Genomic DNA, 26,811 nt, shown 5'->3' with positions numbered 1-26,811 from the left:
CTCAGCGGGGAGCGAAGCCGTGCAGCAGGGCCTCGACGACGGCCTCCACGGTGGGCAACTCCTTCTCCAGCATGCCCCGGTAGACGACCACGCCGACGAACATGTCACTCAGCAGCCACAGGTCGGCGTCCTCGCGTACCTCGCCGCGGGCGAGCGCGTTGTCGTAGATCTCCCATGCGCGGGCCATTCTCGACCGCATCGCCTCGCGCAGGATCTCGGCCACGGCGGGGTCGCGGCCGGCCTCGCCGTACATCTGCCTGGCGATGGGGCCCATGGCCTTCCAGGCCTCCATCGTCTCGGTGACGACCACGCGCAGGTCGCCGGCGAACGACCCGGTGTCGGGCATCGCCACCTTGGCGTCCATGGCCGAGCCGAGCGCGTCGAGCAGAAGGTCCCGTTTAGTGGCGTAGCGGCGGAACACGCTCGCCCTGCCCACGGAGGCGGCCTGGGCCACCTCGTCCATGGTGAAGTCCAGGCCCTTCGTGAAGATCAGGGTGGTCGCCGCCCGCTTGATGCGGACATCGACCTCCGGATCGGGCTTGCGCGCCATAAGTGAGACTCCTAGTATCAGATACTATGCGTATCAGAATCATCATCATAGGCGCGGGACCGGGCGGATTGGTCGCGGCGCGCTCGCTCGCGGCGGCCGGACACGACGTGGAGATCCTTGAGCGGGCGCCGGAGTTGCGGACGGCGGGCGGCTCCGTCACGTTGTGGCCGGGTTCGATCCGTATCCTGCGCGAGCTCGGGGCGGACCCGACCGACCTGGGCAGCCGGCTGACGGTGCTGGAGGGGTGGTCGCCGGAGGGCGTATCGCTGATGAACATCGACCTGTTGCGTCTCGAACGTAAGTACGGCGCTCCCAGCGTGCACATCGCCCGCCGGGACCTGGTCGAACGTCTGGTCGAAGGGGTGCCCGTCCGCTACGGAAGCGAGGTCGTGGGCGTCGACCCCGACCGGGCCGAGGTCACGCTGGCCGACGGGAGCACGGTCCGCGGCGACGTCCTGATCGGCGCCGACGGCCGCAACTCCGCGGTACGGCACGCGCTGGGAAAGGAGGATCCGGCCCGGCGTACCGAATGGGTCACCTGGCAGACCTTCGCCGACGTGCCCCTGGAGCTGGTCGGCACCGGGCGCTCCCTGGTCATCACCGGCAAGGAGGGGATGATGGGCCTGACCCCGGCGGGCCCCGGCAGGGTGCTGAACTGGTTCGAGCTGCGCACGGCGCCGGGCCGTCCGCTCTGGCTGGACGAGGTCGACCCGATCGGCCGGCTCAAGGAGGTCTTCGGCGGGTGGAAGGGCCTGGTCCCCGAGGTGCTGTCGTCGGTGACCGAGATGCAGGCGTTCCCGCACTGGCGGCACAAGGTGCCGGAGGTCTGGGGGCGCGGGGCCACCACGCTCCTGGGCGACTCGGCCCACACGATGCCCCCCAGCCTCGCCCAGGGCACCAACCAGGCGATCGAAGACGCCTGGCTGCTGACCCGCTCACTGGGCGACCTGCGGGGCTACGAGCGGACCCGGTCCAGGCAACTGCGCCTGCCCGCCAGGCTGGCCGGTGACGAGATCGCCAACCGGCCGGGCAGGAAAATGCCCGGCGGGCCGATGAGCGTCCTGTACTCCTGGTGGATCCGCAAGTCGAGCGGGTACCTCTCGGCCATGGCGTGAGTCAGAGGACCTTCATGGTGAGCTCCTGACAGGGTGGGAAGGGCCGGTTCTACCAAGTGCCGGCGACCTGGCGGATCGGGGCGTTGAGGCGGTTGAAGAGGTTCGTCGTGGCGATCATGAGCAGGATCGCGGCGAGCTGCTGCTCGTCGAAGTGGTCGGCGGCGTCGTTCCAGATCTCGTCGGAGACGGAGTCGGGGCGGTCGGCCAGCCGGGTGGCGGCCTCGGCCAGCGCCAGGGCGGCGCGCTCGGAGTCGGTGTAGTACGGGGCCTCGCGCCAGGCGGCGACCAGGCCGACGCGCTCGTCGCTCTCGCCGAGCTTGCGCAGGTTCTTGAGGCCGGCGTCGACGCAGAAGCTGCAGCCGTTGACCTGGCTGACGCGCAGGTGGATCATCTCCAGCAGTTCCTGGGGCAGGCCCTGCGACTGCGCGGCCTTCATCAGCTCCATGATCGGCTTCATCGCGGCGGGGATGATCGTCGCGGGGTTCTTCATCCGGGCTTCCATTTTGTCCTCTTTCGTCGTTGTTGCTGTGAGAACAGATTGGTCGCCCGAGTTGATACATTCGCTATGCGTCGACGATGGGGTGACAATGGTGCGGTTTACGCTTCTCGGGCCGGTCCAAGTGATCGTCGACGGGGGTCCTCTCGCGGGCATCGCCCCGCGGCATCGCGCGGTGCTGGCCTATCTCCTGCTCAACGCCGGACGGGTCATCAGCATCGACCGGCTGATCGAGGCCATGTGGGGCTATGACCAGCCCGACACCGCCCGCTCGCAGGTCCACGCCTCGATCACCGCGATCCGCAAGGCACTGCGCGGCGCGGGCGACGGCGACCTGCTGGAGACCCGGGCCGGCGGCTACGTCGTGAACCCGGCGCAGGGGCAGGTGGACGCCCAGGAGTTCACCGAGCTCGTGACGCTCGGCGACCTGCGCGGGGCACTGAAGCTGTGGAACGGCGAAGCCCTCGAAGACGTGCACGCGCACTACGTCGCCGGAGTCCGCGACCTCTGGAACGACCGGCGGCTGACGGCCTGCGAACGCCTGGCGGAGACCGAGCTCGCCGCCGGTCGCCACGCGGAGCTGCTCGACGACCTGGCCGCCCAGGTCGCCGCCAACCCGATCAGGGAGAAGCTGAACGGCCACCTGGTCCTGGCCCTGCACCGCTCGGGCCGGCAGGCCGACGCCCTGGCCGCGGCGCGCGCCTACCGTACGGCGCTGGCCGACGAGCAGGGGCTGGACCCGGGGCACGCGTTCGCCGAACTGGAGCGGGCGGTGCTGAACGACGATCCTTCGCTGCGCCTGGCCGAGGCGGCCGGGCCCGTCCAGCCGCCGGCACCGGCCGCGCCGCCGCGGCGGACCTTCCTGCCTTACGACATTCCGGATTTCTCCGGACGTACCGCTGAGCTGGAACGGCTCGCCGACGAGCAGGAGGCGGCGCTCGTCACGATCGACGGCATGGCCGGGATCGGCAAGACCGCGCTCGCCGTGCACGTGGCGCACCAGCTGACCGGCCGTTACCCGGACGGCCGGCTCTTCCTCGATCTGCAGGCCCACACCGCGGGCAGTACGCCGGTCGACTCCGCAGCCGCGCTGGAGGCCCTGCTGCGCCAGCTGGGCGTGCCCGTGGACCAGATCCCGGCGACCCCGGCCGAGCGCAGCGCCCTGTGGCGGGCCGAGCTGGCCGGCCGCCGGGTGCTCGTCGTCCTGGACAACGCCCTCGACGCCGACCAGGTACGCCCCCTGCTGCCCGGCGGCTCCGACACCCTCGTCCTGGTCACCAGCAGGCGGCGGCTGGTCGGCCTGGACGGCGCCCGCGCCCTGTCCGTCGAGGTTCTGGATGAGCAGGACGCCGTGGAGCTGTTCGGCCGGATCGTCGGCGACCGCGCGCGGGACGAACCCGACGCGGTCCGCGAGGTGCTGGAGCTGTGCGGCTATCTGCCGCTCGCCATCCGGATCTCGGCCGCCCGCCTGCAGCACCGCCAGCGCTGGACGGTCGCCTACCTCGCCGGCAAACTGCGCGACCAGCGACGGCTGCTGGACGGGGTGTCGGCCGCGTTCAGCATCTCCTACGAGCAGCTCCACGAGGACGAGCAGCGGTTGTTCCGCCTGCTCGGGCTGGTCCCCGGCCGCGACATCGACCCGAACGGCGCCGCCGCCCTGGCCGGGATCTCGGAGGACGAGGCGGAGGATCTGCTCGAAAGCCTGCTGGACGCCCACATGCTCCTGCAGCTCGAACCCGGCAGGTACACCTTCCACGACCTGCTCCGCGAGCACGCCCGCTCACTCGGCGCCGACGACGGCGCGATCCTGCAGCTGCTCGTCTACTACCTGCACCGCTCGCGTGCGGCGATGGACCGGCTCTTCCCCGACAGCATCGTGCAGCGCGAGGGCATCCCGCAGCCGCAGTCCCCGATCCCGCCCATCCGCGACGCCGACGAGGCCCTCACCTGGCTCGACGCCGAGCGCTCCAACATCATCGTGACCGCGTTGCACGGACCGGAGGTCTGCCTCGGTTTCATGGGCCTGGCGCTGCGCCCGTACCTCGACCGGCAGGCGCACCACGACGACGCCCTGACCCTGCACAACCTGGTCCTGCGGCGCAGCCGCACGCTCGGCAGCCACGGCTTCGAGGCGCAGGCGCTGACCGACCTGTCCTGGACGTACTGGCGCCTCGGCCGGTACGAGCAGGCGGAGGAGCACGCGAACCAGGCGCTGGAGGCGTGCGAGGAGCCGCATGAGGAGGCGCGGGCCCTGCTGACCCTGGGCAACGTCGCTCAGCGCAGGCGCCAGGACGAGCAGGCGGAGCAGTACCTCAAGCGGGCGCTGGACCTGACCCGCATCGGGGCCGACACGTGGGGCGAGGCCCATGTCCTCGGCTACCTCGCCCTCGTCCTCGACCGTGCCGAACGCCCGGAGGAGGCCCGCAGGCACCTCGACGTGGCGCTGGCGCTCCACCGCAAGATCGGCAACCCGGGCGGCGAGGCGCTGGTGCTCAACCACCTCGGCGTCGTCGCGCGCCACCAGGGCCTGCTCGACCAGGCGCGCACCCGGCACCAGGAGGCCGCCGCGCTCTACCGCAAGCTCGGCAACATCACGGACGAGGCGGTCGCGCTCAACGGGCTGGCCGAGGCGGCAGGCGATCCCGCACGGGCGGTCGAGGAGCACGAGGCGGCGCTCGCGCTGGCCGACGCCTCCCGCAACCGGCCTGAGCAGGCCCGCGCGCACGACGGCCTGGCCCGCGCCCATCTCACGCTGGGACACTCCGACCAGGCCCGCGAGCACGGGCGGCTGGCCCTTGACCTGTACGGCGAGCTCGGCGTGCCCGAGGCGGACGAGGTGCGGGCCCTGCTCGAACGCGCGCGGTAGGCAGATCCCGGGCTCCGAAAGTTGCCGACCGACCGGTCGGTCGATATCGTTATGGTATCGACCGACCGGTCGGTAGAGCTGTGGAGGGAATCCGCCATGACCCATGTCCAAGGCACCGTCGCCCCCGGTTTCGAGGCCGTCCGCGAGGCGTTCGAGCGCAACTTCACCGACAGCGGCGAGGTCGGCGCCGGTCTCGCCGTCTACCGGTACGGCCGCCCCGTCGTCGACCTGTGGGGCGGCGAGGCCGACCCGGACACCCATCGCCCCTGGAACCGGGACACGCTGGCCGCCATCGCCTCCACCTGCAAGACGTTCGCGTCGGGCGCGCTTCTGCGGCTGGTCGAGCGCGGGGAGGTGGACCTGGAGGCGCCGGTCGCCCGCTACTGGCCCGAGTTCGTCCAGAACGGCAAGGGCGGCATCACCGTCCGCACCCTGCTCGCCCACCGCGCCGGACTGCCCAGCATGCACACACGCCCGGTCACCTGGGAGGACCTGCGCGACTGGACCCCGATCACCGACACCCTCGCCGCGGCCGCCCCGGAATGGCCGCCCGGCACCCGGCACGGCTACCACGGCGTCACCATCGGCCACCTCGCCGGGGAGATCGTCCGCCGCGTGTCCGGGATGACGCTGAGCGCGTTCCTCGAAGCGGAGATCACCGGCCCGCTCGGCCTCGACTGCTACGTCCGCGTGCCCGACGCCGCGCTGCCCCGGCTGGCCAAGATGGTCCTGCCGGACGAGCGGTCCGTCCAGCTCGGCATGCAGGTGCCGGAGATGGCGGATTTCGTCCAGGCGCTGGGGGACCCGGACACCCTGAGCTTCCGCGCCTTCTACGGCAGCGTCACCCAGGAGTGGGACGACTCCAACAACCCCCGCACCTACCAGGTGGAGAGCCCCTCCATGGACGGCGTCGCCTCCGCCCACTCCCTGGCCCGCTACTTCGCCGCCATGATCGGCGAGGTCGACGGCATCCGGCTCTTCTCGCCCTGGCTGGTCGACAAGATCCGTACCCCCGAGTCGGACGGCATCGACGAGCTCCTCAAGGTCCGCACCGCCTGGGGACTCGGCTTCCTCGTTCCCGGAGGGCCCTTCTGGGCCGCGCCCGAGCACCTCAAGGGCCTGTTCGGCGGCAGCGGCGCCACCGGCTCGTTCGCCTTCGCCGACCCCGAGCGCGGGATGGGGTTCGGCTACGTGCCCAACCGCGGCTCCGAGCTGCTGGAAGGCGGCGACTTCCGGGTCAAGTCGCTGGTCGAGGCCGTCTACAAGGCCGTGCTGTGAAGGCCCCGATCACCATCGTGCGCGACGCGGAGATGCCCATGCGGGATGGCGTCGTGCTGCGCGGCGACGTCTGGACGCCGGACGACGGACGGCGCCGCCCCGCCGTGCTGATCCGCACGCCGTACGGACGGACGGGGACCAACAACGACTTCCTGCGCCCGCTGGAGTGCGTGCAGGGCGACTACGCCTGCGTCGTGCAGGACACGCGCGGCCGCGCGGGCTCCGACGGCGAGTGGACGATCTTCATGGCCGAGCAGGAGGCCCGCGACACCCATGACACGGTGGAATGGGCCGCCGCGCAGCCGTGGTGCGATGGCAACGTCGTCATGGCCGGGGCCTCCTACCTCGGGATCGTGCAGCTGCTCGGCGCCGCGGAACGCCCGCCGCACCTGCGCGCGATCGCGCCCGGAATGACCAGCAGCGCCGAACTCGACCGCGCCGCCGGCGGCGTCATGCGCATCAACGAGGTCATGGCGTGGCTGGCGTTCATGGCCATGGACTGGCTGGAGCGCGAGCGGGCCGCCGGGCGTCCGGCCGACCCCGGCGCCGCCTACGAGCTGTGGGAGCTCGCCACCGACCCGGCCGCCGCCCTGCGCACGTTGCCGCTGAAGGACCTGCCGCAGTTCGCCGCGGTTCCGGGCTTCCCGCTCGACGTGGGGAAGATGCTGGCGTACGGCACGCCTGGCATCGCCGAGTCGTTCGCCTACGAGGCCGTCGAGGTGCCCGCCCTGAGCGTCACCGGCTGGTTCGACAACCACTGCGACTCCACCATCGAGGGCTTCCTGCGCCTGCGCGCGATCCACGGCGACCGGCACCGGCTCATCGTGGGCCCCTGGTCGCACGACGGCCGGCTCGGCTACTGCCAGGGCGAGGTCAGCTTCTCCGCCCGCGGCGACGCCACGGTGCTCGGCCTGTCCGCCCAGCACCTGGCCTTCTTCGACGAACACGTGCGGGGCACTCCGTCCGCGGCGCCCGCCGTGCGGTACTTCCTCATGGGCGCCGACGAGTGGCGCGACGCGGACCGGTGGCCGCCGCCGGGCGAGCTCAGGACGCTGTACCTGGAGGACGACGGCCGTCTGGGCACACAGCCGCCCGCGGACGAGCATCCCGACCACTACGCCTACGACCCGGACGACCCCGTGCCCACCCGCGGCGGCCGGGTGGTCAACCTGGGCCGGCTGGTGCCGGGCCCGCTCGACCGTTCCCGGCTGCAGGAGCGCCCCGACGTCCTGTGTTACACCTCGCCCGTCCTGGACGAGCCGCTCGACGTGGTGGGCCAGGTGGCGGTACGGCTGTTCGCGGCGTCGTCGGCCCGCGACACCGACTTCGCCGCCAAGCTCGTCGACGTCTTCCCCGACGGCCGCGCGCTGGCCGCGGCCGGTGGCGTGCAGCGCGCCCGCCACCGGCACGGACCGGACATCGAGCAACTCCTGGAGCCGGGAACGGTCGAGGAGTACACCATCGGCCTCGGCCACACCGCGTGGCGCTTCCCGGCCGGGCACCGCGTCCGCCTGGAGATCACCAGCAGCGACTTCCCCGCCTACGACCGCAACATGAACACCGGCGAGCCGGTCGGCTCCGACACCGCAGGGGTGGTCGCCCACCAGACCGTGCACCACAGCGTGCTGTATCCGTCGCGGCTGGAGCTGCCGGTCCTGTCAGAAGGGCTCGGTCCGACCCCGTAGCAGGGACGGCGGGCGCAGGTGCTCGCCATAGGCGTCGGCCAGCCGGTCGGCGCGTTCGGTGAAGGCGCGCGGGCCGTACTGGTTGACGAACTGGAGTGTGCCGCCCGACCACGGCGCGAAGGCGAGGCCGAGCACGCTGCCGACGTTCGCGTCGGCGGTGGAGGTCAGGATCCCGTCCTCCAGGGCGCGCACGCTCTCCAGCGCCTGGGCGAACAGCAGCCGCTCGCGCACGTCCCGCTCGGGAATGGGCCGGTCGCCGCCGAAGCGCTCGGCCAGCCCCGGCCACAGGCGCTTGCGCGCCCGATCGGGGTAGTCGTAGAAGCCGCCGCCCCCGGCCCGCCCAGGCCGGTTCATCTGCTCGACCATCCAGGTGAAGACGCCGTAGGCGGTGGCGTGGCCCAGCTCGCGGCCGTCGGCCGCCGCGTCCGCCTCGTTCTGGCGGCGCACCCTGAGCATGGTGGCCAGGGCGACCTCGTCGCTGACGGCCAGCGGGCCCACGGCCATGCCGGCCCCGCGGGCGGCGTTCTCCACGAGCGCCGCCGGCACGCCCTCCGCGAGCATGGCCGCGCCCTCGGCGGTGTAGGAGACGAACACCCGCGAGGTGTAGAAGCCGGGGCCGTCGTTGACGAGGATCGGCGTCTTGCCGATCTGCCGGGCGAAGGCGAAGGCCAGCGCGAGCGCGGCGTCCCCGGTCCGCTCGCCGCGCACGACCTCCAGCAGGGGTACGCGCTCCACGGGCGAGATGAAGTGCAGACCCACGAGGTCACCGGGGGCCCGCAGCCCCTCGGCCAGCCCGGTGATCGGCAGCGTGGAGGTGTTGGAGGCGAGCACGGCGGTGCCGTCCTCGGCGCCGGCCAGCACACGGCGCTTGAGCGCGCGGTCCTCGAAGACGGCCTCGACCACGAGGTCGCACCCGGCGATCGCGGTGCCAGGACCGGCGAGGTGGTCGATGGCCGCGCCGCAGGCGGCGGCGCTCATCCTGCCCTGGGCGACCTGCCGCCTCAGCCGGCGGACGACCTCGTCGTGCCCGCGCTCGGTCGCCTCCGCGCTCACGTCGGTGAGCACCACCTCGATGCCCGCCGCGGCGGCGACCGCGGCGATCCCGGCGCCCATCATCCCGGCGCCGATCACGCCGAGCCGCCGTACTCCGCCGGTGGACCGGGCCCGCCGGGTGACCTCGTTGCGATCGTGCCAATGGCAGCCGATCATGTTCTTGGCCACCTGGCCGGTGGCGAGCGCGACCAGGTGCCGGGTCTCGGTACGCAGGGCGGTGTCGACGTCCACCCGGACGGCCTCCGCCACGCAGGCCAGGATCCGCTCCTGGGCGGGCAGCGTGCCGTGGGTCCTGGCGTACAGGCGGGCGGTGGCGGTCTCGAAGAAGCGCGGGGGAGCGGCGGGGGCCTGGTGCGCGGGGGTGCCCCACGGCTGCGTGGCCTCGGATGGGGCGGGGGTGTCCCATGGTTGCGCGGCCTCGGGGTGGGCGGCGATCCACGCGCGGGCCTCCCCGATCAGTTCGCGGGCCGGGACGAGCCGGTCCACGAGCCCGGCGTCGAGCGCACGACGGGGCGGCAGCCGTTCTCCCTCCATGAGCAGGGGCAGGGCGGCGGCGGGGCCCAGCAGGCGGACGGTCCGCACCACCCCGCCACCGCCGGGCAGCAGCCCGAACGTGACCTCAGGCAGGCCGAGGCGGATGGCCGGGTCGTCGGCGCAGAGGCGGTGGTGGCAGGCGAGGGCCAGTTCCAGCCCGCCGCCGAGCGCGGTGCCGCCGATCACGGCCACCACGGGCCGGCCGAGACGTTCCAGCCTGCGGAAGGCGGCCTTGGTGCGGTCGAGCTGCCCGGCGAACCCGGCCGCGTCGGCGGGGGTGAGGGCGTAGACCTGGTCGAGGTCGGCGCCGACGGCGAAGGTGGGCTTCGCCGAGGCGACGATCACGCCGGTGACGTGCTCGCGCTCTGAGTCCAGGCGGTCGAGCGCCGACGCCAGGGCGGTGCCGAAGGCGGCGTCGAGCGTGTTGACCGGGCGGTCGTGCCGGTCGAGCGTAAGCGTGACGATGCCGTCGTCGTCGCGGTGGTAGCCGATCGCCATCACACGTCCCTCTCGATGATCGTGGCGATGCCCATGCCGGCGCCCACGCACAGGGTGGCCAGGCCGCGCCGCAGGTTCCGGCGCTCCAGCTCGTCCAGCAGGGTGCCGAGGATGATGCAGCCGGTGGCGCCGAGCGGGTGCCCGAGCGCGATCGCGCCGCCGTTGACGTTGATCCGGTCGGGGGAGAGGCCGAGGTCGCGGGCGTACTTGAGCACCACGGCCGCGAACGCCTCGTTGACCTCGAAGAGGTCGATGTCGTCGAGCGTGAGGCCGGCCCTGGCCAGCGCCTTGCGGGTGGCGGGCACCGGGCCGGTGAACATCAGCGTCGGCTCGGTGCCGACCACGGCTGTCGCGACGATCCTGGCGCGTGGCGTGAGGCCCAGCCGTTCGCCCGCCGCCGCGCCGCCGATCAGCATGGCGGCGGCGCCGTCCACGATCTGGGAGGAGTTTCCCGCGGTGTGGATGTGCTCGACCCGCTCGACCTGGGGGTAGCGGCCGACGGCGACCGCGTCGAACGTCTCGCCGGCCAGGGCGAAGCTCGGCGACAGCCCGGCCAGCCCCTCCATCGTGGTCCGGGGCCTGATCGCATCGTCATGATCCAGTACGGCGAGGCCGTCAGGCCCGGTCACCGCGACGAGCGAGCGGTCGAAGTACCCCTTGTCCCTGGCCCGCGTGGCACGGCGCTGCGACGACAGCGCGTAGGCGTCCACCTCCTCGCGGGTGTAGCCCTCCAGGGTCGCCAGCAGGTCGATGGCCACGCCCTGCGGCACGTACCCGGTACGCAGCGCCGTCTCCGGATCGTCCATCCAGGCGCCGCCGGTCGAGCCCATGGGCACGCGGGACATCGACTCCACGCCGCCCGCCATCACCAGGTCCTCGAACCCTGACCGGATCTTCATGGCCGCCAGGTTCACCGCCTCCAGGCCCGATCCGCAGAACCGGTCGATCTGCACGCCGGGGGTGTCGAGGTCGAGCCCGGCCACGAGGGCGGCGATGCGGGCGATGTCGCTGCCCTGCTCGCCGACGGGGCTGACACAGCCGAGGACGACGTCGTCGACCTCCGGGCCGTCCAGGCGGTTGCGGCCGGCCAGGGCGCGCAGGACCTGCGCGGCGAGGTCGACGGGGCGGATGCCGCGCAGCGCGCCGCGTTTGCTGAGGCCGCGCGGCGTGCGCACGGCGTCGAAGATGAGGGCTTCCACGGTCCCGACGGTAGGAACGGCGGCCCAACCGGCCAATGACCCTGCCGTCCGTGATGCCTGACCCTGGCGTCCCCCAGCGGGCTCTCCCTATGGCCGGTAGGCGCGCGGGGTGGTGCCGGTCCAGCGTTTGAACGCGCGGTGGAACGCGCTCGGCTCCGAGAACCCGAGCCGCCTGCTCAGCTCCTCGATGGACAGGTCGCCGCGGGCCAGCGCGGACACCGCGGCGTCCCGCCTGAACCGGTCGCGTACGCGCTGGTAGGAGGTGCCCTCGGCGCGCAGGCGGTGCCGTAGGCCGGCGGGGCTGACGGCCAGCCGGGCGGCGGTCGAGGCCAGGTCGGGACGGCCTTCGGCGAGCACTTTCCTGACCTGCCCGGCGACGTCGCCCGAGTAGTCTCCGCGCTCGACCAGCTCGGCCGGGTAGCGCCGCAGGAAAGGCGTCAGCGCCGCCTCGTCGCGCAGCACCGGCCGGTCGAGCGCCGCCCGGTCGAACCCGATCGCGGGCCGCGCCCGCCCGAACAGGCACCCGCACCCGTAGAACGCGTCGTACTCCAGCACGTACGGCGGCCGCCCATGCGGAAACTCCGCCCGCCGCAGCTCCAGCCCGCCCCCGACCAGCCAGCCGGCGAACCGATGCCACGCCCCCAGCACAAGCTCGACCAGGTGATCGGCAGGCTGTGGGAACCCGGTCAGCGTGAACTCCAGCCGCGCCTCCCGCCCGCTCTCCACCAGCCTGATCGTCACCCCGATGGCGAACAGGTCGTAGAAGGCGGCCCCGCGCAGCAGCGCGGTGCGCAGGTCGTGGCCGTGCACGGCGAGCGCCGCCATGGTCGCGAAGGTGCCGAGCCGGCTCGGGGCAGGGCCGAACCCGAGCAACTCGTCGTCGAGGGCGGTCCAGAGGTGCCGGACCAGGCGGGCGTACTGCCGCGTGGTGACCGTGCGGGCCTCCGGCTCGATGTCCGCGCGGGCGAGCGCCCGGCCGACGTCGAGGCCGCGGCGCCGGGCGCCGGCGAGGCAGGCGTGTACGAGCCGTCCCGAGATCCGTCTGTCCATGTCGGCCCCTTTCTGCCACCATCATATAAATGAGTGTTCATACAGAGAATCCCGTCATTGACATCTGTGACGGCGTCCACGACTCCGGTTCATGGCTGGCGCTGCTGCGCGGGCTGTCGGCGGACGCGCCGCACTTCCTGGAGTTCCTGGCGGGCGCCATGAGCGTGGTGGCGGGCCTGGACCCGGCGGGCGTACGCGACCAGCTCGCCCGCGATCCCGCGCGGGCCCTCGCCGCGCTGGCCGGCGGGCTGGCCGTCGACCCCGGCGCCCACGTGGAACGGCTGCGCGCCGCCGGCGTCCGCCACCAGGTGCTGCACGGCTCCCCCTACCGCCTGCCCGGCGGCGAGAGCGTGAACGACCGGGTGGCCGCGCGCGCCGCCCGGCATCCGGACCTGCTGAGCGGCTGGTGCGGCGTCGACGCGCGCGACCCGGCGGCGGCGGTCGCCGAGATCGACCGCTGTGTGGCGCTCGGCATGCGCGGGGTGGTCATGCTGCCCTTCGCCGCCGGCGTGCCCGCCGACGACCCCGCGAGCCACCTGGTCTACCGGCACGTCGCCGGCCTGGGGCTGCCGCTGTGGCTGCACTGCGGGCTGAACCTGTCGCGCACCAGCCCGATGACCACCCCGGCCGAGCTTGACCTGGTCGCCGGGCGCTATCCGGGGATGCCGGTCGTGGCCGGGCACGGCGGCTGGCCGTACGTGGGAGAGCTGGTGGCGGTGATGATGCGCCAGCCCAACGTCTATCTCGACACCTCGGGGCACGACCCGCGGGCGATGGCGGTACCCGGCTCCGGGTGGGAGCCGCTGCTGTTCCATCTGCGGGGGGCGCTGCGCCACCGGGTGGTGTTCGGCAGCGCGGCCTGGACCCACGCCTCTACGCAAGAGCGCTCGATCGCCGCCGTGCGCGGGCTGGGCCTGGAGGAACGGCACGAGCGGGCCTGGCTGCACGACAACGCGGCGGCTCTTCTCGGCCTGCCCCTGGCCATCCCGGCTCCGGATGCTTAATATGAATGAACGTTCATAGAGCAAGGAGTTCAATCTTGGCTGGAATCATGGCGTACGGGGGCTACCTCCCTGCGCACCGGATCCGCCGCTCGCGCATCGGGGAGGCGCTCGGCACCAGGCCGGCGACCGGCTCCAGGACGGTCGCCTCCTACGACGAGGACACCACCACCATGGGCGCGGAGGCGGCCAGGGTGGCGTTGCACGGCCTGCCGGGACCGGAGGAGGTGCGGAGTCTCTACTTCGCCACCGCGGACCCGGTCTACCTGGACAGGTCCAACGCCGCCGCCATCCACGCGGTGCTGTCGCTCGACCCGTCCGTGCCCGCCGTCGACATGGGCGGCGCGGTGCGCTCAGGCGTCGGCGCCCTGCGGGCCGGACTGCACGCGGGCCCGCCCACACTCGTCGTCCTGTCCGACATCCGCGCCGGCCTGCCCGGCGGCGCCGACGAGCGCGACGGCGGCGACGGCGCCGCGGCGCTCGTCGTGGGCGCCGACGGAGAGGTCGTGGCGGAATGGATCGGCGACGCGGCCAGAACCGAGGAGTTCCTGAGCCGGTGGCGCGAGCCGGGCGAGCGGCACTCCCGCCACTGGGAGGACCGCTTCGTCGAAGAGGTCCACGTGCCCGCCGGGCGGCAGGTGCTGGAGGAGGCGCTGAAGTCCGCCGGACTGACCGCGGCCGACGTCGACCACCTCGTCGTCACCGGCGCGAGCAGGCGGATCGCCGCCGCGGTCCGCGCCGCGGCCGGCGTCGAGGAACACGCGGCGGCCGACGACCTGCTCGACTCGGTCGGCGAGACCGGCACCGCCCACCCGGCGCTGCGGCTGGCCGCGATCCTGGACCGGGCGGGACCGGGGGAGGTGATCGCGCTCGTGGCCCTGACCGAAGGCGCCGACGCGCTCCTGTTCCGCACCACCGACCTGCTCGCCCGACGGCGCAGCGCCTGGCCGACCGCCGCCCAGATCGAGCACTCCAGCGACGACCTGAGCTACGCCGCCTACGCCACCTGGCGCGGATTCCTGCCGCGCGAGCCCATGCGCCGCCCGCTGCCGCCGCAGCTCGCCGCCCCCGCCGCCCGGCGGATCGGCGCGTGGAAGCTCGGCCTCGTCGGCTCGCGCTGCCTCGCCTGCGACACCCGCCACCTGCCGCCCCAGCGTGTGTGCGGCGCCTGCCGCGCGCTCGACCAGATGCGGCCCGACCCGGTGGCCGGCATGCCCGCCACCGTCTCGATCGCCACCGTGGACCGGCTGGCCTGGTCGCCGAACCCGCCGCTGATCTACGGAACCGTCGACTTCGACGGCGGCGGCCGGCTGCAGTGCGAGTTCACCGACACCCTGCCGGACGGCGCGCGGACCGGGCTGCGGGTGCGCATGGCCGTACGCAGGACACACAGCCGCGACGGCGTGCACAACTACTACTGGAAAGCCCGCCCGGAGCGAGGGGAGCAGTACTGATGGCCGACAGGGGAATCACCGGCAGAGTGGCCGTGGTGGGCGCCGGATGCACACGTTTCGGCGAGCGCCGCGACGCCGGGGCCGACGACCTGCTCATCGCCGCCGCCAACGAGGCCGCCGCGTCGGCGGGCATCGACCTGGCCGACGTGGACGCGTTCTGGCTGGGCACGTTCGGCTCCGGGCACGCGGGCACCGCGCTGTCCAAGCCGCTCAAGCTGGACAACAAGCCCGTCACCCGGGTCGAGAACTTCTGCGCCACCGGCTCCGACGCCTTCCGCAACGCCTGCTACGCCGTGGCCGCCGGCGCGTACGACGTGGTCATGGCGATCGGCGTGGAGAAGGTCATGGACTCGGGACAGGCCGGCATCCCGTTCTTCGAGTTCTTCGACGACGGTACGGCGGTGCCGCACACGCCCCCCGGCACCTTCGGCTACCTGGCCACCGGCTACGCCCAGCGCCACGGCGTGGCCGACGCCGACCTGCGCGCGGCCATGACCCACGTCGCGTGGAAGAACCACCGCAACGGCGCGCTCAACCCCCGCGCCTACTTCCAGCGGGAGATCCCCAAGGAGGTGATCGACCGGCAGCCGCTGCTGGCCGGGAAACTGAGCCTGCTCGACTGCGGCGGGCTGGCCGACGGCGCCGCCGCCGTCGTGATCACCAGAACCGAGGACGCGCGCCGCTACACCGGCAAGCCCGTCCTGGTGAAGGCGCTGGCCCTGGCGGCCGGCCCGGGTACCGGCGCGATGGACCCCGGCCACGACTTCTCCTCCTTCCCCGAGGCGGTGGCCGCGGCGCGCAGCGCGTACGCGCAGGCGGGCATCGGCGACCCGCGGGCGGAGCTGTCCTTCGCCGAGGTGCACGACTGCTTCACCATCACCGAGATCGTCCTGATGGAGGACCTGGGTTTCTCCGCCCGCGGCACCGCCTGGAAGGACATGGTGGGCGGGGTCTTCGACCGCGACGGCGCGCTGCCGGTCAACCCGGACGGCGGGCTGAAGGCGTTCGGTCACCCGCTCGGCGCCTCCGGCATCAGGATGATCTTCGAGAGCTGGCTGCAGCTGCGCGGCGAGGCCGGGGAGCGGCAGATCGACAACGGGCGCAGGCTCGCGCTCACCCAGAACATCGGCGGCGATCCCGGCGAATGCGTCTGCCTCATCACCATCCTCGAGGGGCCTTCCCGGTGAGTGACAACGCGGTCATCGACATGGCAGGGGTCGTGCTCGACGCCGAGTCGTGGGAGTCGTACCTGAGCTGGTTCGCCGCCGACTGCCCGAACTACCTGCGGCTGTTCGGGCGGCGGTTCTGCGGCCTGGCGGGGGTCGGGCACGCGGCGTACCAGAAGGCGCTGGAGCGCGGACCGGACGAGGTGGTGCGGCTGCTGCTGTCCACCGGCCGGCTGGACGTGGACATCGACGGGTATGTGGAGGAACTGGCCGCCGGTGGGGTGGCGCTGCAGGTGATCCACGGCGGCATGACGCCGCTGCGCTCGGGCGGGCTGCTCAACGACCGGGCGGCCGCCTTCGCCCGCCGCCACCCGGACCGGCTGCGCGCCTGGGCGGGGCTGAGCCTGCGCGACGAGCAGGCGGCGCTGAAGGAGATGCGCCGGTGCGTGGGCGACCTCGGCATGGGCGGGGTGTCGGTGACGCACTTCACCGACGTCGCCGACCCGCTCTCGGCCGCCAGCCGGGCGGTCTACGCCGAGGCCGAGCGCCTGGGCGTGCCGGTCTGGATCCACGCCGGGCACAACCTCTCGCCCCGGGTGCCCGTGGACCACTGCGCGTGGCGGCAACTGGACGCGATCGCGCGGGCCCACCCGGACCTGGTGATCGTCGCCGGTCACGGCGGCTGGCCCTGGATGATGGAGATGGTCGCGCTCTGCCAGCGCCATCCCAACGTCTACCTGGAGTTCTCCACCCACCGGCCGCTGCACATGGCGGCCGCGGGCTCCGGCTGGGAGCCGCTGCTGGCCCACGGCCGGGCCACGATCAGGAACAAGGTCCTGTTCGGCAGCGTCGGCTGGGTGCACGAGATGTCCGCGGGCGAACTGGCCGACGAGGTACGCGCGCTGCCGCTCGACGAGGGCACCGTGCGCCGCTGGCTGTACACCAACGCCACCCGCGTCCTGGGCACGGCGGCATGAGCACCGCCTTCACCGCGACCCCCGAGGCCGCGGAGTGCGTGGTGCCCCTGGTGCTGCGCCGCCGCGCCGAGGAGCGTCCCGGCGAGGTCTTCGCCGTCTTCCAGGACGGCGAGGAGTGGACGGGCGCGCGGGTGCTCCACGAGACCCTGGCCATGGCCGAGATCCTGCACGAGCACGGCGTACGGCCCGGCGACCTCGTCGTCTCCTGGCTGCCCAACGGACCGGACGCCCTGCGCACCTGGTTCGGGCTCAACGAGCTCGGTGCCGTCTACGTGCCGGTCAACACCGCCCTGCGCGGCAGGTTCCTGGAGCACGTGCTGGCCAACTCCGGCGCCCGGCTCGCGGTCGTCCATCCCGCTCTGGCGCCCAGGCTGGCCTCGGTGGAGACGGCGGCGCTGCGTACCGTGCTGGTCCCCGGCCGCACCGCGCCGGAGGTCACCGGCCTCGACACGGTGCCGGTCGGTGACCTCCCGGCCGCGCCGCGCCGGGTCTCGACGCACACGCCGCGACCCTGGGACACCTACGGCGTGCTCTACACCTCCGGCACGACCGGGGCGAGCAAGGGCGTGCTGTGCTCGTACGCGCACCTGTGGACGACGGCGGTGGCCGCATCGGCCGGCGTCATCGGCGCGGGGGACCGTTACCTGGTGCAGCTGCCGCTCTTCCACGGCGGCGGCACGATCGGCGTCGCCCTGGCCCTGTACGCCGGCGCCTCGGTGGCGGTGGTGGACGGCTTCGACACCCGCTCGTTCTGGGAACTGGTCCGCCGTACCGGCACCACCGCCTGCACGTTGCTGGGCGCCATGACCTCGTTCCTGGCCGCACGCGAGCCGGGACCGGACGACCGGGACCACCCGCTGCGCACCGTCTGCATGGTGCCGCTCGGGGAGAACGCCCAGGACTTCGCCCGGCGCTTCGGCGTCGACGTCTACACGCTGTTCAACATGACCGAGGTCAGCACGCCGCTGCTGTCGGAGCGCAACCCGGACAGGGCGGGGGCCTGTGGCCGGGTGCGCGCCGGCGTCGAGGTGCGGCTGGTGGACGCCCACGACCGGGAGGTGCCCGACGGCGAGACCGGCGAGATGATCGTCAGAACGGCCGCGCCCTGGGCCATGAACCACGGCTACCACGCGATGCCGGAGGCGAGCGCTGCGGCCTGGCGCAACGGCTGGTTCCACACCGGCGACGCCTTCCGCCGTGAGCCGGGCGGCGAGTACTTCTTCGTCGACCGGGTCAAGGACGCCATCCGCCGCCGGGGCGAGAACATCTCCTCCTTCGAGCTGGAGACCGGCGCCGCCGCGTACACCGGGGTCAGGGAGGTGGCCGCCGTCGCGGTGCCGAGCGAGCACGGCGAGGACGAGGTGCTCGTGGTCGTGGCACCGGTCCCAGGCCGGACGATCGATCCCGCCGGGTTCCTGGCCTTCTGCGTGGAGCACATGCCGCACTACATGGTGCCGCGCTACGTCCGCGTCGTGGCCGAGCTGCCCAAGACGCCGACGAACAAGGTGCGCAAGCACCTGTTGCGCGCCGCCGGGGTCACCGCCGACACGTGGGATCGCGAGGCGGCCGGCATCCGGGTCAGGCGGGAGCGCCTCCCGGCCGCGGACGGATGACTCATGGACGGATGGCTCATGGACGGATGACTCGTGGACGGATGACGAAGAAGGCGCGGGTGCCGGCGGTCGCACGATAGTCGACCGTCGCGCCCGCGCCGATGAAGCAGGCGGAACCGGCGGCGACCCGCACGTCCCGCCCGCCCTCGGTCACGGTCAGCTCGCCCTCGATGACGTACAGCGTCTCGTCGTAGGTGAGCGTCCACTCGCGCAGGTGCCCGTCCCCGGAAAAGCGCAGGAAGCCCGCGGTGTCCATGGGGAAGGACACCGCGAGGTTCCTGGCGAAGGGCACCGCGTGGTAGCCCGACGGGTCGTCGCCGAACGGCAGGACCTCGGTCATGATCTCTCCTCAGAGCCGGTCGAGGACCTCGCGGGCGCAGCGCTCGCCCGCCCGGACCGCGCCGTTCATCCAGCCCGTCCACCGGTCGGCGCTCTCCGTCCCTGCCCAGTGCAGGCCGTCCGCGGGCGCGTGCGGCGCGGGTCCCGCCGCGGTGAGCGCGCCGGGCCGCAGCCCGCCCTGACAGCCGAAGATGTACGGCTGCCGCCGCCAGTCGGTCTCCAGGTACGCCACCGGGCTGGCCGCCTCGGGACCCAGGCAGGCGGCCAGGGCTTCCAGGGTGGCGGCGCGCCGTACCTGATGGTCGGTGGAGAAGGCCGGCGGGTTGCCGCGGAAATGCCGCTCGGAAAAGGTGAAGGCGGTGAGCGCGAGCACACCGGGCGAGCCGTCCGGCGGCGAGGCGTCCAGGAAGCCGGGCACCGCGCCCAGATCGGTGAAGCCGGAGCCCGAGAGCCCGTGGTTCCGCCAGAAGGGCTCGTCGTAGACCACGTTGGTCTTGATGAGCGGCCCCCGCACCCAGCCGCGGGCCAGCGCCGCCCGCGCGCGCGGCAGCCCGGGACGGAAGGAGACGGGCCCGGTCGCGGCCGGCCCGATCGCCATGATCACCCGGCGGGCCCGCACGCGCAGGCCGGGCGTGCCGACCACGATGCCGCTCCCGTCCCGCTCGACCTCGCGGACCGGCTCGCCGAGGCACACCCGCTCGCCCAGGTACGCCGCCAGCGCGTCGGGCAGCGCCTGCGACCCGGCGGCGAACCTCAGCACGGAGTCCTGGTCGCGCAGCATCGGCCGGATCCCGCCGCAGGTCGCGGTGGCGTGCAGCGCGTAGGCGAAGGAGATCTCGTCCGGCGGCGCGGCGAACCACGCGGAGACCGAGCTGTCGAACAACTGCCTGGCCAGCGGGTCGTGGATCTGCTCGTCCCGCCAGGCGGCGAGGTCGAGGGTGTCGTGGCGCGGGTCGTCGTGGTCGGTGCGCTCCATGGCCTTGAGCGCTCCGGCGTACTCGCGGACCGCGTCACGGGGCAGGCCGGGCAGGCCGTCCGCGTACTCGAAGCGGCGGCCGCCCAGGTGGGCGACGCCGAGGCCGTCCTTGTAAGAGGGGAAGAGCTCGACGCCCAGTTCGGCCGCGAGGGTGAGGATCTCCCGCTGGCTCGCGCACACGTACATGGCGCCGGCCTCGGTGGCCTTGCCGCCGGTGAGGGGGATGTTCCACACGCGGCCGCCGACGCGTTCGCCCGCTTCGAGGACGACCGTGTCCACGCCGCCGGAGGCCAGCCGGTAGGCGGCGGTGAGGCCGGACAGGCCGCCGCCGACCACGACGGCGTCAGCGGTCTTCTCGATCATCCGCGACTCCTCAATATGAACGATCGTACATGCCTAGCTGATGGTTATTTGGCCAGGTATTGTCTGTGTGAATGGCAGCATGCTATACAAACGTTCATACATTTGCCACCGTTCAGGGAGAGCGATGACAGCGAAGCTCCCACCCCGCGAACAGTGCGTGCTTCCGCTGCTTCTGCGGGATCGGGCACGCCAGGAGCCCGACCGGCCCTTCGTCGCCTTCGCCGACGGGACGGCGTGGACGTACGGCGACGCCTGGGACGAGACGCTCTCCGCCGCGAGCGGCCTGCGCTCCCTAGGGGTGGAGCCGGGCGACCACGTGCTCGTGTGGCTGCCCAACGGCCCGGAGATCCTGCGCGCGTGGTTCGGCGCCAACCAGCTCGGCGCCGTGTTCGTCCCGGTCAACACCGCCTACCGCGGCGACATCCTGGCGCACGTGCTCACGCTCGTCCGGCCGAAGGTCGTCGTCGTGCACGCGGACCTGGCCGACCGGCTGGCCGGGCTCGACCTGGCCGGGGTGGAGCACGTCGTCGTGGCCGGCGGCCCGTGCGCGCCTCTGCCGGGGGTCGCCGCGCACGGCGTCGCCGTTCTGCATCCCGCGGAGCTTGAGGAGCCCGAGGAGTGCCCGGCCCAGCCCTGGGATCCGTACGCGGTGATCTTCACCTCGGGCACCACCGGCCCCTCCAAGGGCGTGATCTCCTCCTACGTACACCTGTGGGCCACCGTCACCGCCGTCGAGGAGCACCTGTCGGCAGACGACCGCTGCCTCACCAGCCTGCCGATCTTCCACGGCGGCGGGCTGCAGGACATCGCGGGCGCGCTGATCGTCGGCGCGTCCGTGGTGCTGGTCGAGTCCTTCGACACGAGCTCGTTCTGGGACGTCATCGAGCGCACCGGCGCGACCTGCTGCACGCTCCTCGGCGTCATGGCGACGTTCCTGCTCAAGCAGCCGCCCCGGCCGGGCGAGCGCGACACCACGCTCCGGCTGGTCTACCTGGTCCCGCTCACGGACAACGCGGGGGAGTTCGCCCGCCGCTTCGGCTGCGACATCCTCACGGTGTTCAACATGACCGAGGTGAGCGTGCCGCTCGTCTCCGAGCTCAACCCGGCCACACCGGGCAGCTGCGGCCGCCCGCGGCCTGGCGTCCAGGTGCGCGTGGTCGACGCCCACGACCAGGAGGTCCCGCAGGGGGAGATCGGCGAGCTCGTCATCCGCACCGACCTGCCCTGGGCGATGACCAGCGGCTACCTCGGCGCCCCCGAGGCGACGGCGGCGGCCTGGCGCAACGGCTGGTTCCACACCGGCGACGCCTTCCGCAGGGACGAGCACGGCGACCACTTCTTCGTCGACCGGATCAAGGACGCGATCAGGCGGCGCGGGGAGAACATCTCCTCCAGCGAGGTCGAGGCGGAGATCCTGCGCCATCCGGCGGTCCGGGAGGCCGCGGCCGTCGCGGTGCCGAGCGGGGACGGGGAGGACGACGTGCTCGCGGCCGTGGCGCCCGTCGACGGCGCGCGTCTCGACCCGCGCGACCTCCTGGAGTTTCTCGTGGAACGGCTCCCGCACTTCATGGTGCCCCGGTACGTGCGCGTGCTGGGCGAGCTGCCCAAGACCCCCACCAGCAAGATCGAGAAGCGGCGCCTGCGCCGCGAGGGCGTCACGCCCGACACCTGGGACCGCGAGGCCGCCGGGCTCAAAGTCCGCCGCACCCGCCTCAAGCAAGTATGAACGATTATTCATGGAGACGCTTATGCACACCCCACTGCGCGACCGGGTCGCGCTGATCACCGGCGGCGCGGGCGGGATCGGCGCCGCCACCGCGCGCAAGCTCGCCGGGCAAGGCGCCGCGGTCGTCGTGGCCGACCGGGACGGCGCGGCCGCCGAACGCGTGGCCACCGGCCTGCGCGGCGAAGGCCTCGCCGTACGGGCGGCCACGATGGACCAGACCGACCCCGAGCAGGTCGAGCGGGTCTTCGCCGAGACGGTGGAAGCGCACGGCGGACTCGACATCTGCTTCGCCAACGCCGGCTGGGGCCGCGTCGACGCCTTCATCGACCTGCCGCTTGACACCTGGAACCGGCACGTCGCCGTCAACCTGACCGGCACCTTCCTGGTGTGCCAGACCGCCGCCAGGCACATGGCCGACGGCGGCCGCGGCGGATCGATCATCGTCAACTCCTCCAACGGCGCGGTCGCCCCCGCTGCCCTGTTCTCCGCCTACTGCGCCACCAAGGCCGCGCTCAACATGCTGGTCCAGGTCATGGCCGGCGAACTCGGCGCCCACGGCGTGCGGGTCAACGCGGTCATGCCGGGGGTCACGGACACCGCGATGACCAAGAACCTGCTGGAGCAGGGCATGGACCGGCTCATCGAGTCGCAGACGCCGCTCGGCCGCGTCGGGCGCCCCGAGGACGTGGCCGCCGCCGTCGCGTTCCTCGCCGGGGACGACAGCTCCTACGTCACCGGGGCCGCGCACCTCGTGGACGGCGGCGCCACCCACAACGTGCCGCGCTGGTTCACCACCGACTACCGGCGCCGCGGGCGGACCGAATGGCGGCTGCGCCACCTGGAGACACCGATCACGGAAGGAGGCGGGGCATGACTCTGGCCGGCCGTACCGCATTGATCACGGGAGCGGCCCGCGGCATCGGCGCCGCCATCGCCACCCGGATGGCGGCGGAAGGCGCGCGGGTCGCCCTGTGCGACCTCGACGCCGAGGGCGCGCGGGCGACGCTCGCGCGGATCGAGCGCGACGGCGGGAAGGGGATCGTCCAGGAGGCCGACGTCTCCGACGCCGGCGCGGCCAAGGCCGTCGTCGCGCAGGCGGCCGACCGGCTCGGCGGACTCGACATCCTGGTCAACAACGCCGCCACCGGCGCCCGCGCCAAGATCCGCGACTACACGCTGGAGGACTGGGACCGGGTGCTCGCGGTCAACCTGCGCGCCCCGTTCGTCCTCAGCCAGGCGGCGCTCGACCACCTCGCGCGCTCGGGCGCGGGCGCGATCGTCAACATCTGCTCCGTGGCCGTGATCGGCTTCTTCGGGCAGATCGCCTACGACGCCTCCAAGGGCGGCCTGCTCTCGCTGACCAGGGCGCTCGCCGTCGAGCTCGGCCGCAGCGGCATCCGCGCGAACGCCGTCTGCCCCGGCTTCGTCGACACCGAGATGGCCGACCACGGCAACCTGCGGGAGATCGCCGCCAAACAGACGGCCACCCAGCCGATCGCCAGGATGGGCAGGCCGGAGGAGATCGCGAACGCGGTCTGCTGGCTGGCGTCGGAAGAGGCCCGTTACGTGACGGGCCAGGCCCTCTTCGTCGACGGCGGCTGGGTACGCGCCTAGCGCGCCAGCACCATCCGGCAGGCCAGGTCGGCGTGGAGCCCGGCCAGCTCCTCGTCCTTGACCGCCGGGAACGGGCCGAAGAACTCGGTCGCCCGCAGAACCAGGTTGACGATCGCCGTGGCGGTGAGCTTCGTCGCGTCACCGCGCATGGCGGGCAGCTCGAAGACCCCCGAACGCACGCCGTGCTCCAGCGTGCGCTCCAGCCGGGTCCGCAGGCCGCGGCGGCGCTCGACGATGACCGCCCGCTGGGCCTCGGGCAGATGGACGTACTCGAACGTGGCGATCATGGCCGAGGCGCGGTGGCGGGCATGGAAGAGGGCCGAGGCGTACGCCAGCGCCCTCAGCTGGCTCTCCGGGTCGGCCGCCGCGTCGGCGACCGCGTCGTTGAGCATGCGCTCACCCTCGTCCGTCGCCCTGCTGACCAGCGTGAACAGGACCTCTTCCTTGGAGGGGAAGTGGTTGTAGAGCGCGGCGGGCGTCAGGCCGCTGGCCGCCGTGATGTCCCTGACGCTCGTGCCCTTGAAGCCCTGGGTGAAGAACAGCTCCTCCGCGGCGGCCAGGATGCGCTCCGCCGGCGGCTTCTTGACGGGCGTCGCGACGGTGGCGCGCGAGCGAGGCGGCACGGACTCTCCTCAGGTTTCTGGGTGACCTCTTCATCGTAGTGCATAAACGTTCATACAGGAGGCCTTCGTATGCCGACGCTACTCGTTCTGCTGGCCGGGGTGTTGATCTACACGACGCTCGGCTCGGCCATCGTGCCCGGCCTCGTACGCTTCCAGGCCGATCTCGGCGCCTCGCCGTCCGCCGCCGCGTGGCTGTTCACCGGCTTCCTCCTCGCCGCCTCGATCGCGACCCCGGTCGCCGGGCGCCTGGGCGACATGTACGGCAAGCGGCGCGTGGTCACCTGGACCTTCGCCATCATGGCCGCCGGCGCCCTGGTGTCGGGCCTGGCCCCGGGCCTGCCGGTGATGATCGCCGGTCAGCTCCTGCTCGGTGTGGGAGCCGGGATCTACCCGCTGGCGTACGGGCTGGCCCGCGAGGTTCTGCCGGCGCGCTCCGTCGGCGTCGCCATCGGCACGATCGGCGGCGTGGCCACCGCGGGCGGGCTCATCGGCTACCTGGTCGGCGGCGGCCTGGCCGACGCCTTCTCGCACCGCTGGCTGCTCGGCGCCGGGGCGGCGATGCTCGCCGCGACCGTGGCCGCGCGGCTGGTCATCCCCGGCTCCGACCTCCGCCTCGGCGGCGCGCTCGACGTCGGCGGGGTCCTGCTGTTCGCCGCCTCGGTCGTGGCCCTGCTGCTGTCGGTCACCTACGCCGCCGACGACGGCTGGCTGTCCTGGCGCGTCACGCCGCTGCTCGCCTTCGCCGTCGCCGGCGCCGCCGGATGGATCCGGTACGAGTCCCGCCACCCGCGGCCGTTCGTCGACATGGCGCTGCTGCGCCGCCGGGTGGTGCTGGCGCCGTCGCTGATCGCCCTGGCGGTCGGCTTCTCCAGTGTGGTGGTCTTCGTCGTGGTTCCCCAGCTGGTGACGCTCCCCGTCGAGACGGGGTACGGCTTCGGCGGCACCACCGCCCAGGCCGGCCTGTACCTGCTGCCCACCGCGCTGGCCTTCCTCGTCGCCGGCCCGGCCGCCGGGGCGCTGGAGCGGGTCCTGCCACCCAGGGCCGTGATCATCGGGGGCGCTCTCCTCATGGCCCTGTCCGTCGCCGCTCTGGCCCTGTGGCACCGCGAGCCGTGGCAGCTCATGGCCGCCGGCGCCGTCATGGGAGTCGGGTACGGCCTCGCGTTCACCGCCATGACCAGCCTGATCGTCCGGGCGGTCGCCCCAGGTGAGACCGGGGTGTCCACGGGCATCAGTACCCTGGCGAGGACCCTCGGGGAGACGCTGGGCAGTCAGGCCGGGCTGTCGATCCTGGCCGCCCGCCTCGACCCCGCGACCGGCGTACCCGCCGAGGCGGGCTTCGGCCTGGCCTTCGTGCTCGGGGCGGGTGCGGCGGTACTCGCTCTGGTGGGGGCGTTCGCCGTGCCCAAAGAGAAGAGACCCGCCGACGGCTCGGCGGGTCTCCTCGGGGGGCGGGTCAGCTGAACGCGGCGGTGAACAGGTCGTCGAAGGGGGCCAGGCCGCTCCAGTCGCCGTTGATCTGAGTGGTGAGCAGGCGGCCGCCGTCGCGGGTGCCCATGGCGAAGGTCCAGGAGCCGTAGGTGGCGCCGCCGTTCCCCCAGAGCGTGACGCCACCCGGCAGTTCCTGGGAGAAGACGCCCAGCCCGTAGCGGGTGTGGGGGATCCACGGCGGGCCGCCCTGGGTGGCCACGGTGGTGAACATCTCGCGCTGCTGCGCGGCGGGCAGCAGCTTGCCCGCCAGCAGCGCGCCGAAGAAGCGCTGCAGGTCGCCGGTGGTGGAGACGATGCCACCCGCGGCCCAGGCGAAGGACTGGTTCATCTCGGTGGCGTCGTGGATCTCGGGATCGGCGTCCATGGAGAACAGCGTGGAGTGGTGGACGGGGTGCTCGCCGCGGATCTTCGTGTCGCGGCCGGGCAGGTAGGTGCGGGACAGTCCCAGCGGGCGCAGGACGCGGCGCTCAAGCTCGTCGCCGTAGCTCCGGCCGGTGATCCTCTCGATGATCATGGCGGCCAGGTAGTAGTTGGTGTTGGAGTAGCCGAACCCGGCGCCGGGGGCGAAGTAGGGCGGGTTGGACAGGCCGATCTTCACCAGCTCCGCGGGCGTGTAGGCGTCGAAGCGGTGCTCGTACCAGGCGGCGCCCACGGCCGTCTTCATCAGCTCCGCGTCGTTGCCGTAGTTGAAGATGCCGCTGGTGTGGTTGAGCAGCTGCCGGATGGTGATCTCGCGCCCGTCGTAGCCGTTGCCCCGCACCAGGCCGGGCAGCCACGTGTCCACGCTGTCGTCGAGGCTCAGGCTGCCCTCGGCGGCCAGTTGCAGGACCAGCAGCGCGGTGAACGTCTTGGTCGTGCTCCCGATCCGGAACCGCTCGCCGGAGCGGCGCTCCTCACCGGTCTTGAGGTCGGCCACGCCCGCCGAGCCGAACCAGCGTCCGCGGTGGTCGCGGATCTCGGCGACCATGCCGGGCGCCCCGCCCTCGACGGCCCGCTCAAGCGAGCGCCGCACGTCGGCGCGGTCGTGGGCGGCCTCAGCCGGGGATGCGAGCGCGGTAGCGGTCATCACCACGGCGGAGAGAAGCAGTCCGGCCTTGAAGATCGTCATGTCGGTGTCCTTTCGAGCGTTTCTCAGATGGTCTGT

Annotated in this window: 22 protein-coding genes; 13 read left to right on the top strand and 9 right to left on the bottom strand. The window is 72.9% G+C overall.

The genetic code is table 11. From position 1 onward, the window contains the following. Position 1 precedes the first annotated feature (1 nt). Positions 2-550: a TetR-like C-terminal domain-containing protein gene (locus ACIBI5_RS39635; RefSeq protein WP_397254620.1), complete on the bottom strand. Its 549-nt coding sequence runs from the start codon at positions 548-550 to the stop codon at positions 2-4. A gap of 26 nt (positions 551-576) precedes the next feature. On the opposite strand from ACIBI5_RS39635, the gene ACIBI5_RS39630 reads away from it, so the two are divergent. Beyond that, positions 577-1,665 (top strand): FAD-dependent oxidoreductase, encoded by a 1,089-nt coding sequence (locus ACIBI5_RS39630; RefSeq protein ID WP_397254618.1) that lies wholly within the window; start codon positions 577-579, stop codon positions 1,663-1,665. Between the two features lie 49 nt (positions 1,666-1,714). Here the strand turns inward: ACIBI5_RS39630 and ACIBI5_RS39625 are convergent, their stop codons facing one another. Continuing rightward, the gene (locus tag ACIBI5_RS39625) at positions 1,715-2,155 is read right to left on the bottom strand and encodes a carboxymuconolactone decarboxylase family protein (protein ID WP_397254615.1); all 441 of its coding nucleotides are present in this window, start codon (positions 2,153-2,155) and stop codon (positions 1,715-1,717) included. Positions 2,156-2,252: 97 nt separating this feature from the next. Here ACIBI5_RS39625 and ACIBI5_RS39620 point away from each other — a divergent pair, with 97 nt between their 5' ends. The 3 genes from ACIBI5_RS39620 (at position 2,253) to ACIBI5_RS39610 (ending at position 7,990) form a co-directional block, all read left to right on the top strand. Further along, positions 2,253-5,027, top strand: a complete 2,775-nt coding sequence (locus ACIBI5_RS39620; protein WP_397254613.1) for a tetratricopeptide repeat protein — start codon at positions 2,253-2,255, stop codon at positions 5,025-5,027. A 96-nt stretch (positions 5,028-5,123) separates the two neighbouring features. Further along, positions 5,124-6,305 carry a serine hydrolase domain-containing protein gene (locus ACIBI5_RS39615; protein ID WP_397254611.1) on the top strand — a complete coding sequence of 394 codons (1,182 nt, stop codon included), beginning with the start codon at positions 5,124-5,126 and terminating at the stop codon, positions 6,303-6,305. Then, positions 6,302-7,990 carry a CocE/NonD family hydrolase gene (locus tag ACIBI5_RS39610; RefSeq protein WP_397254609.1) on the top strand — a complete coding sequence of 563 codons (1,689 nt, stop codon included), beginning with the start codon at positions 6,302-6,304 and terminating at the stop codon, positions 7,988-7,990. Before ACIBI5_RS39615 ends, ACIBI5_RS39610 begins: the two co-directional genes overlap by 4 nt. Here the strand turns inward: ACIBI5_RS39610 and ACIBI5_RS39605 are convergent. From ACIBI5_RS39605 to ACIBI5_RS39595, 3 genes are all read right to left on the bottom strand, one after another. Further along, positions 7,964-10,075 (bottom strand): 3-hydroxyacyl-CoA dehydrogenase NAD-binding domain-containing protein, encoded by a 2,112-nt coding sequence (locus ACIBI5_RS39605; protein ID WP_397254607.1) that lies wholly within the window; start codon positions 10,073-10,075, stop codon positions 7,964-7,966. The genes ACIBI5_RS39610 and ACIBI5_RS39605 overlap by 27 nt on opposite strands. After that, positions 10,075-11,274, bottom strand: coding sequence for an acetyl-CoA C-acetyltransferase (locus ACIBI5_RS39600; RefSeq protein WP_397254605.1), 1,200 nt, complete (start codon positions 11,272-11,274; stop codon positions 10,075-10,077). Before ACIBI5_RS39600 ends, ACIBI5_RS39605 begins: the two co-directional genes overlap by 1 nt. Before the next feature lie 87 nt (positions 11,275-11,361). Next, positions 11,362-12,324, bottom strand: coding sequence for an AraC family transcriptional regulator (locus tag ACIBI5_RS39595; protein ID WP_397254603.1), 963 nt, complete (start codon positions 12,322-12,324; stop codon positions 11,362-11,364). Between the two features lie 29 nt (positions 12,325-12,353). Here ACIBI5_RS39595 and ACIBI5_RS39590 point away from each other — a divergent pair, with 29 nt between their 5' ends. The 5 genes from ACIBI5_RS39590 to ACIBI5_RS39570 are packed head-to-tail and all read left to right on the top strand — an operon-like array spanning position 12,354 to position 18,535. Further along, positions 12,354-13,328, top strand: coding sequence for an amidohydrolase family protein (locus ACIBI5_RS39590; RefSeq protein WP_397254601.1), 975 nt, complete (start codon positions 12,354-12,356; stop codon positions 13,326-13,328). A gap of 35 nt (positions 13,329-13,363) precedes the next feature. Further along, entirely contained in the window at positions 13,364-14,779 is a 1,416-nt protein-coding gene (locus tag ACIBI5_RS39585) for a 3-oxoacyl-[acyl-carrier-protein] synthase III C-terminal domain-containing protein (protein ID WP_397254599.1), read from the top strand. After that, positions 14,779-15,966, top strand: coding sequence for an acetyl-CoA acetyltransferase (locus ACIBI5_RS39580; protein ID WP_397254597.1), 1,188 nt, complete (start codon positions 14,779-14,781; stop codon positions 15,964-15,966). Before ACIBI5_RS39585 ends, ACIBI5_RS39580 begins: the two co-directional genes overlap by 1 nt. Then, the gene (locus ACIBI5_RS39575) at positions 15,963-16,922 is read left to right on the top strand and encodes an amidohydrolase family protein (protein WP_397254595.1); all 960 of its coding nucleotides are present in this window, start codon (positions 15,963-15,965) and stop codon (positions 16,920-16,922) included. Before ACIBI5_RS39580 ends, ACIBI5_RS39575 begins: the two co-directional genes overlap by 4 nt. Then, positions 16,919-18,535 (top strand): AMP-binding protein, encoded by a 1,617-nt coding sequence (locus tag ACIBI5_RS39570; protein ID WP_397254593.1) that lies wholly within the window; start codon positions 16,919-16,921, stop codon positions 18,533-18,535. Before ACIBI5_RS39575 ends, ACIBI5_RS39570 begins: the two co-directional genes overlap by 4 nt. Positions 18,536-18,551: 16 nt before the next feature. Here the strand turns inward: ACIBI5_RS39570 and ACIBI5_RS39565 are convergent, their stop codons facing one another. Then, positions 18,552-18,875, bottom strand: coding sequence for a cupin domain-containing protein (locus ACIBI5_RS39565; RefSeq protein ID WP_397254591.1), 324 nt, complete (start codon positions 18,873-18,875; stop codon positions 18,552-18,554). A gap of 9 nt (positions 18,876-18,884) precedes the next feature. Further along, on the bottom strand, positions 18,885-20,213 hold the full coding sequence (locus tag ACIBI5_RS39560; protein WP_397254589.1) for a flavin monoamine oxidase family protein: 1,329 nt from the start codon (positions 20,211-20,213) through the stop codon (positions 18,885-18,887). A 124-nt stretch (positions 20,214-20,337) separates the two neighbouring features. On the opposite strand from ACIBI5_RS39560, the gene ACIBI5_RS39555 reads away from it, so the two are divergent. Genes ACIBI5_RS39555 through ACIBI5_RS39545 form a run of 3 tightly spaced genes read left to right on the top strand, consistent with a single transcriptional unit; the run spans position 20,338 to position 23,553 of the window. After that, on the top strand, positions 20,338-21,939 hold the full coding sequence (locus ACIBI5_RS39555; RefSeq protein WP_397254587.1) for an AMP-binding protein: 1,602 nt from the start codon (positions 20,338-20,340) through the stop codon (positions 21,937-21,939). Positions 21,940-21,961: 22 nt separating this feature from the next. After that, positions 21,962-22,813 carry an SDR family NAD(P)-dependent oxidoreductase gene (locus ACIBI5_RS39550; RefSeq protein WP_397254585.1) on the top strand — a complete coding sequence of 284 codons (852 nt, stop codon included), beginning with the start codon at positions 21,962-21,964 and terminating at the stop codon, positions 22,811-22,813. Beyond that, positions 22,810-23,553: an SDR family NAD(P)-dependent oxidoreductase gene (locus ACIBI5_RS39545; protein WP_397254583.1), complete on the top strand. Its 744-nt coding sequence runs from the start codon at positions 22,810-22,812 to the stop codon at positions 23,551-23,553. The genes ACIBI5_RS39550 and ACIBI5_RS39545 overlap by 4 nt, the downstream gene beginning before the upstream one ends. Here ACIBI5_RS39545 and ACIBI5_RS39540 read toward each other — a convergent pair. Then, entirely contained in the window at positions 23,550-24,176 is a 627-nt protein-coding gene (locus tag ACIBI5_RS39540) for a TetR/AcrR family transcriptional regulator (RefSeq protein WP_397254581.1), read from the bottom strand. The genes ACIBI5_RS39545 and ACIBI5_RS39540 overlap by 4 nt on opposite strands. 69 nt (positions 24,177-24,245) lie before the next feature. Between ACIBI5_RS39540 and ACIBI5_RS39535 the strand changes: the two genes are divergently transcribed. Further along, a complete protein-coding gene (locus ACIBI5_RS39535) occupies positions 24,246-25,640 on the top strand; it encodes an MFS transporter (RefSeq protein ID WP_397254579.1) in 1,395 nt (464 codons plus the stop codon). Here ACIBI5_RS39535 and ACIBI5_RS39530 read toward each other — a convergent pair. Beyond that, positions 25,633-26,775 (bottom strand): serine hydrolase domain-containing protein, encoded by a 1,143-nt coding sequence (locus ACIBI5_RS39530; protein ID WP_397254578.1) that lies wholly within the window; start codon positions 26,773-26,775, stop codon positions 25,633-25,635. The genes ACIBI5_RS39535 and ACIBI5_RS39530 overlap by 8 nt on opposite strands. Positions 26,776-26,811 lie beyond the last annotated feature (36 nt).

The organism is Nonomuraea sp. NPDC050540 (assembly GCF_044457485.1).
Taxonomy (GTDB): Bacteria; Actinomycetota; Actinomycetes; order Streptosporangiales; family Streptosporangiaceae; genus Nonomuraea.
This window is presented reverse-complemented; position numbering and strand designations above follow the sequence as displayed.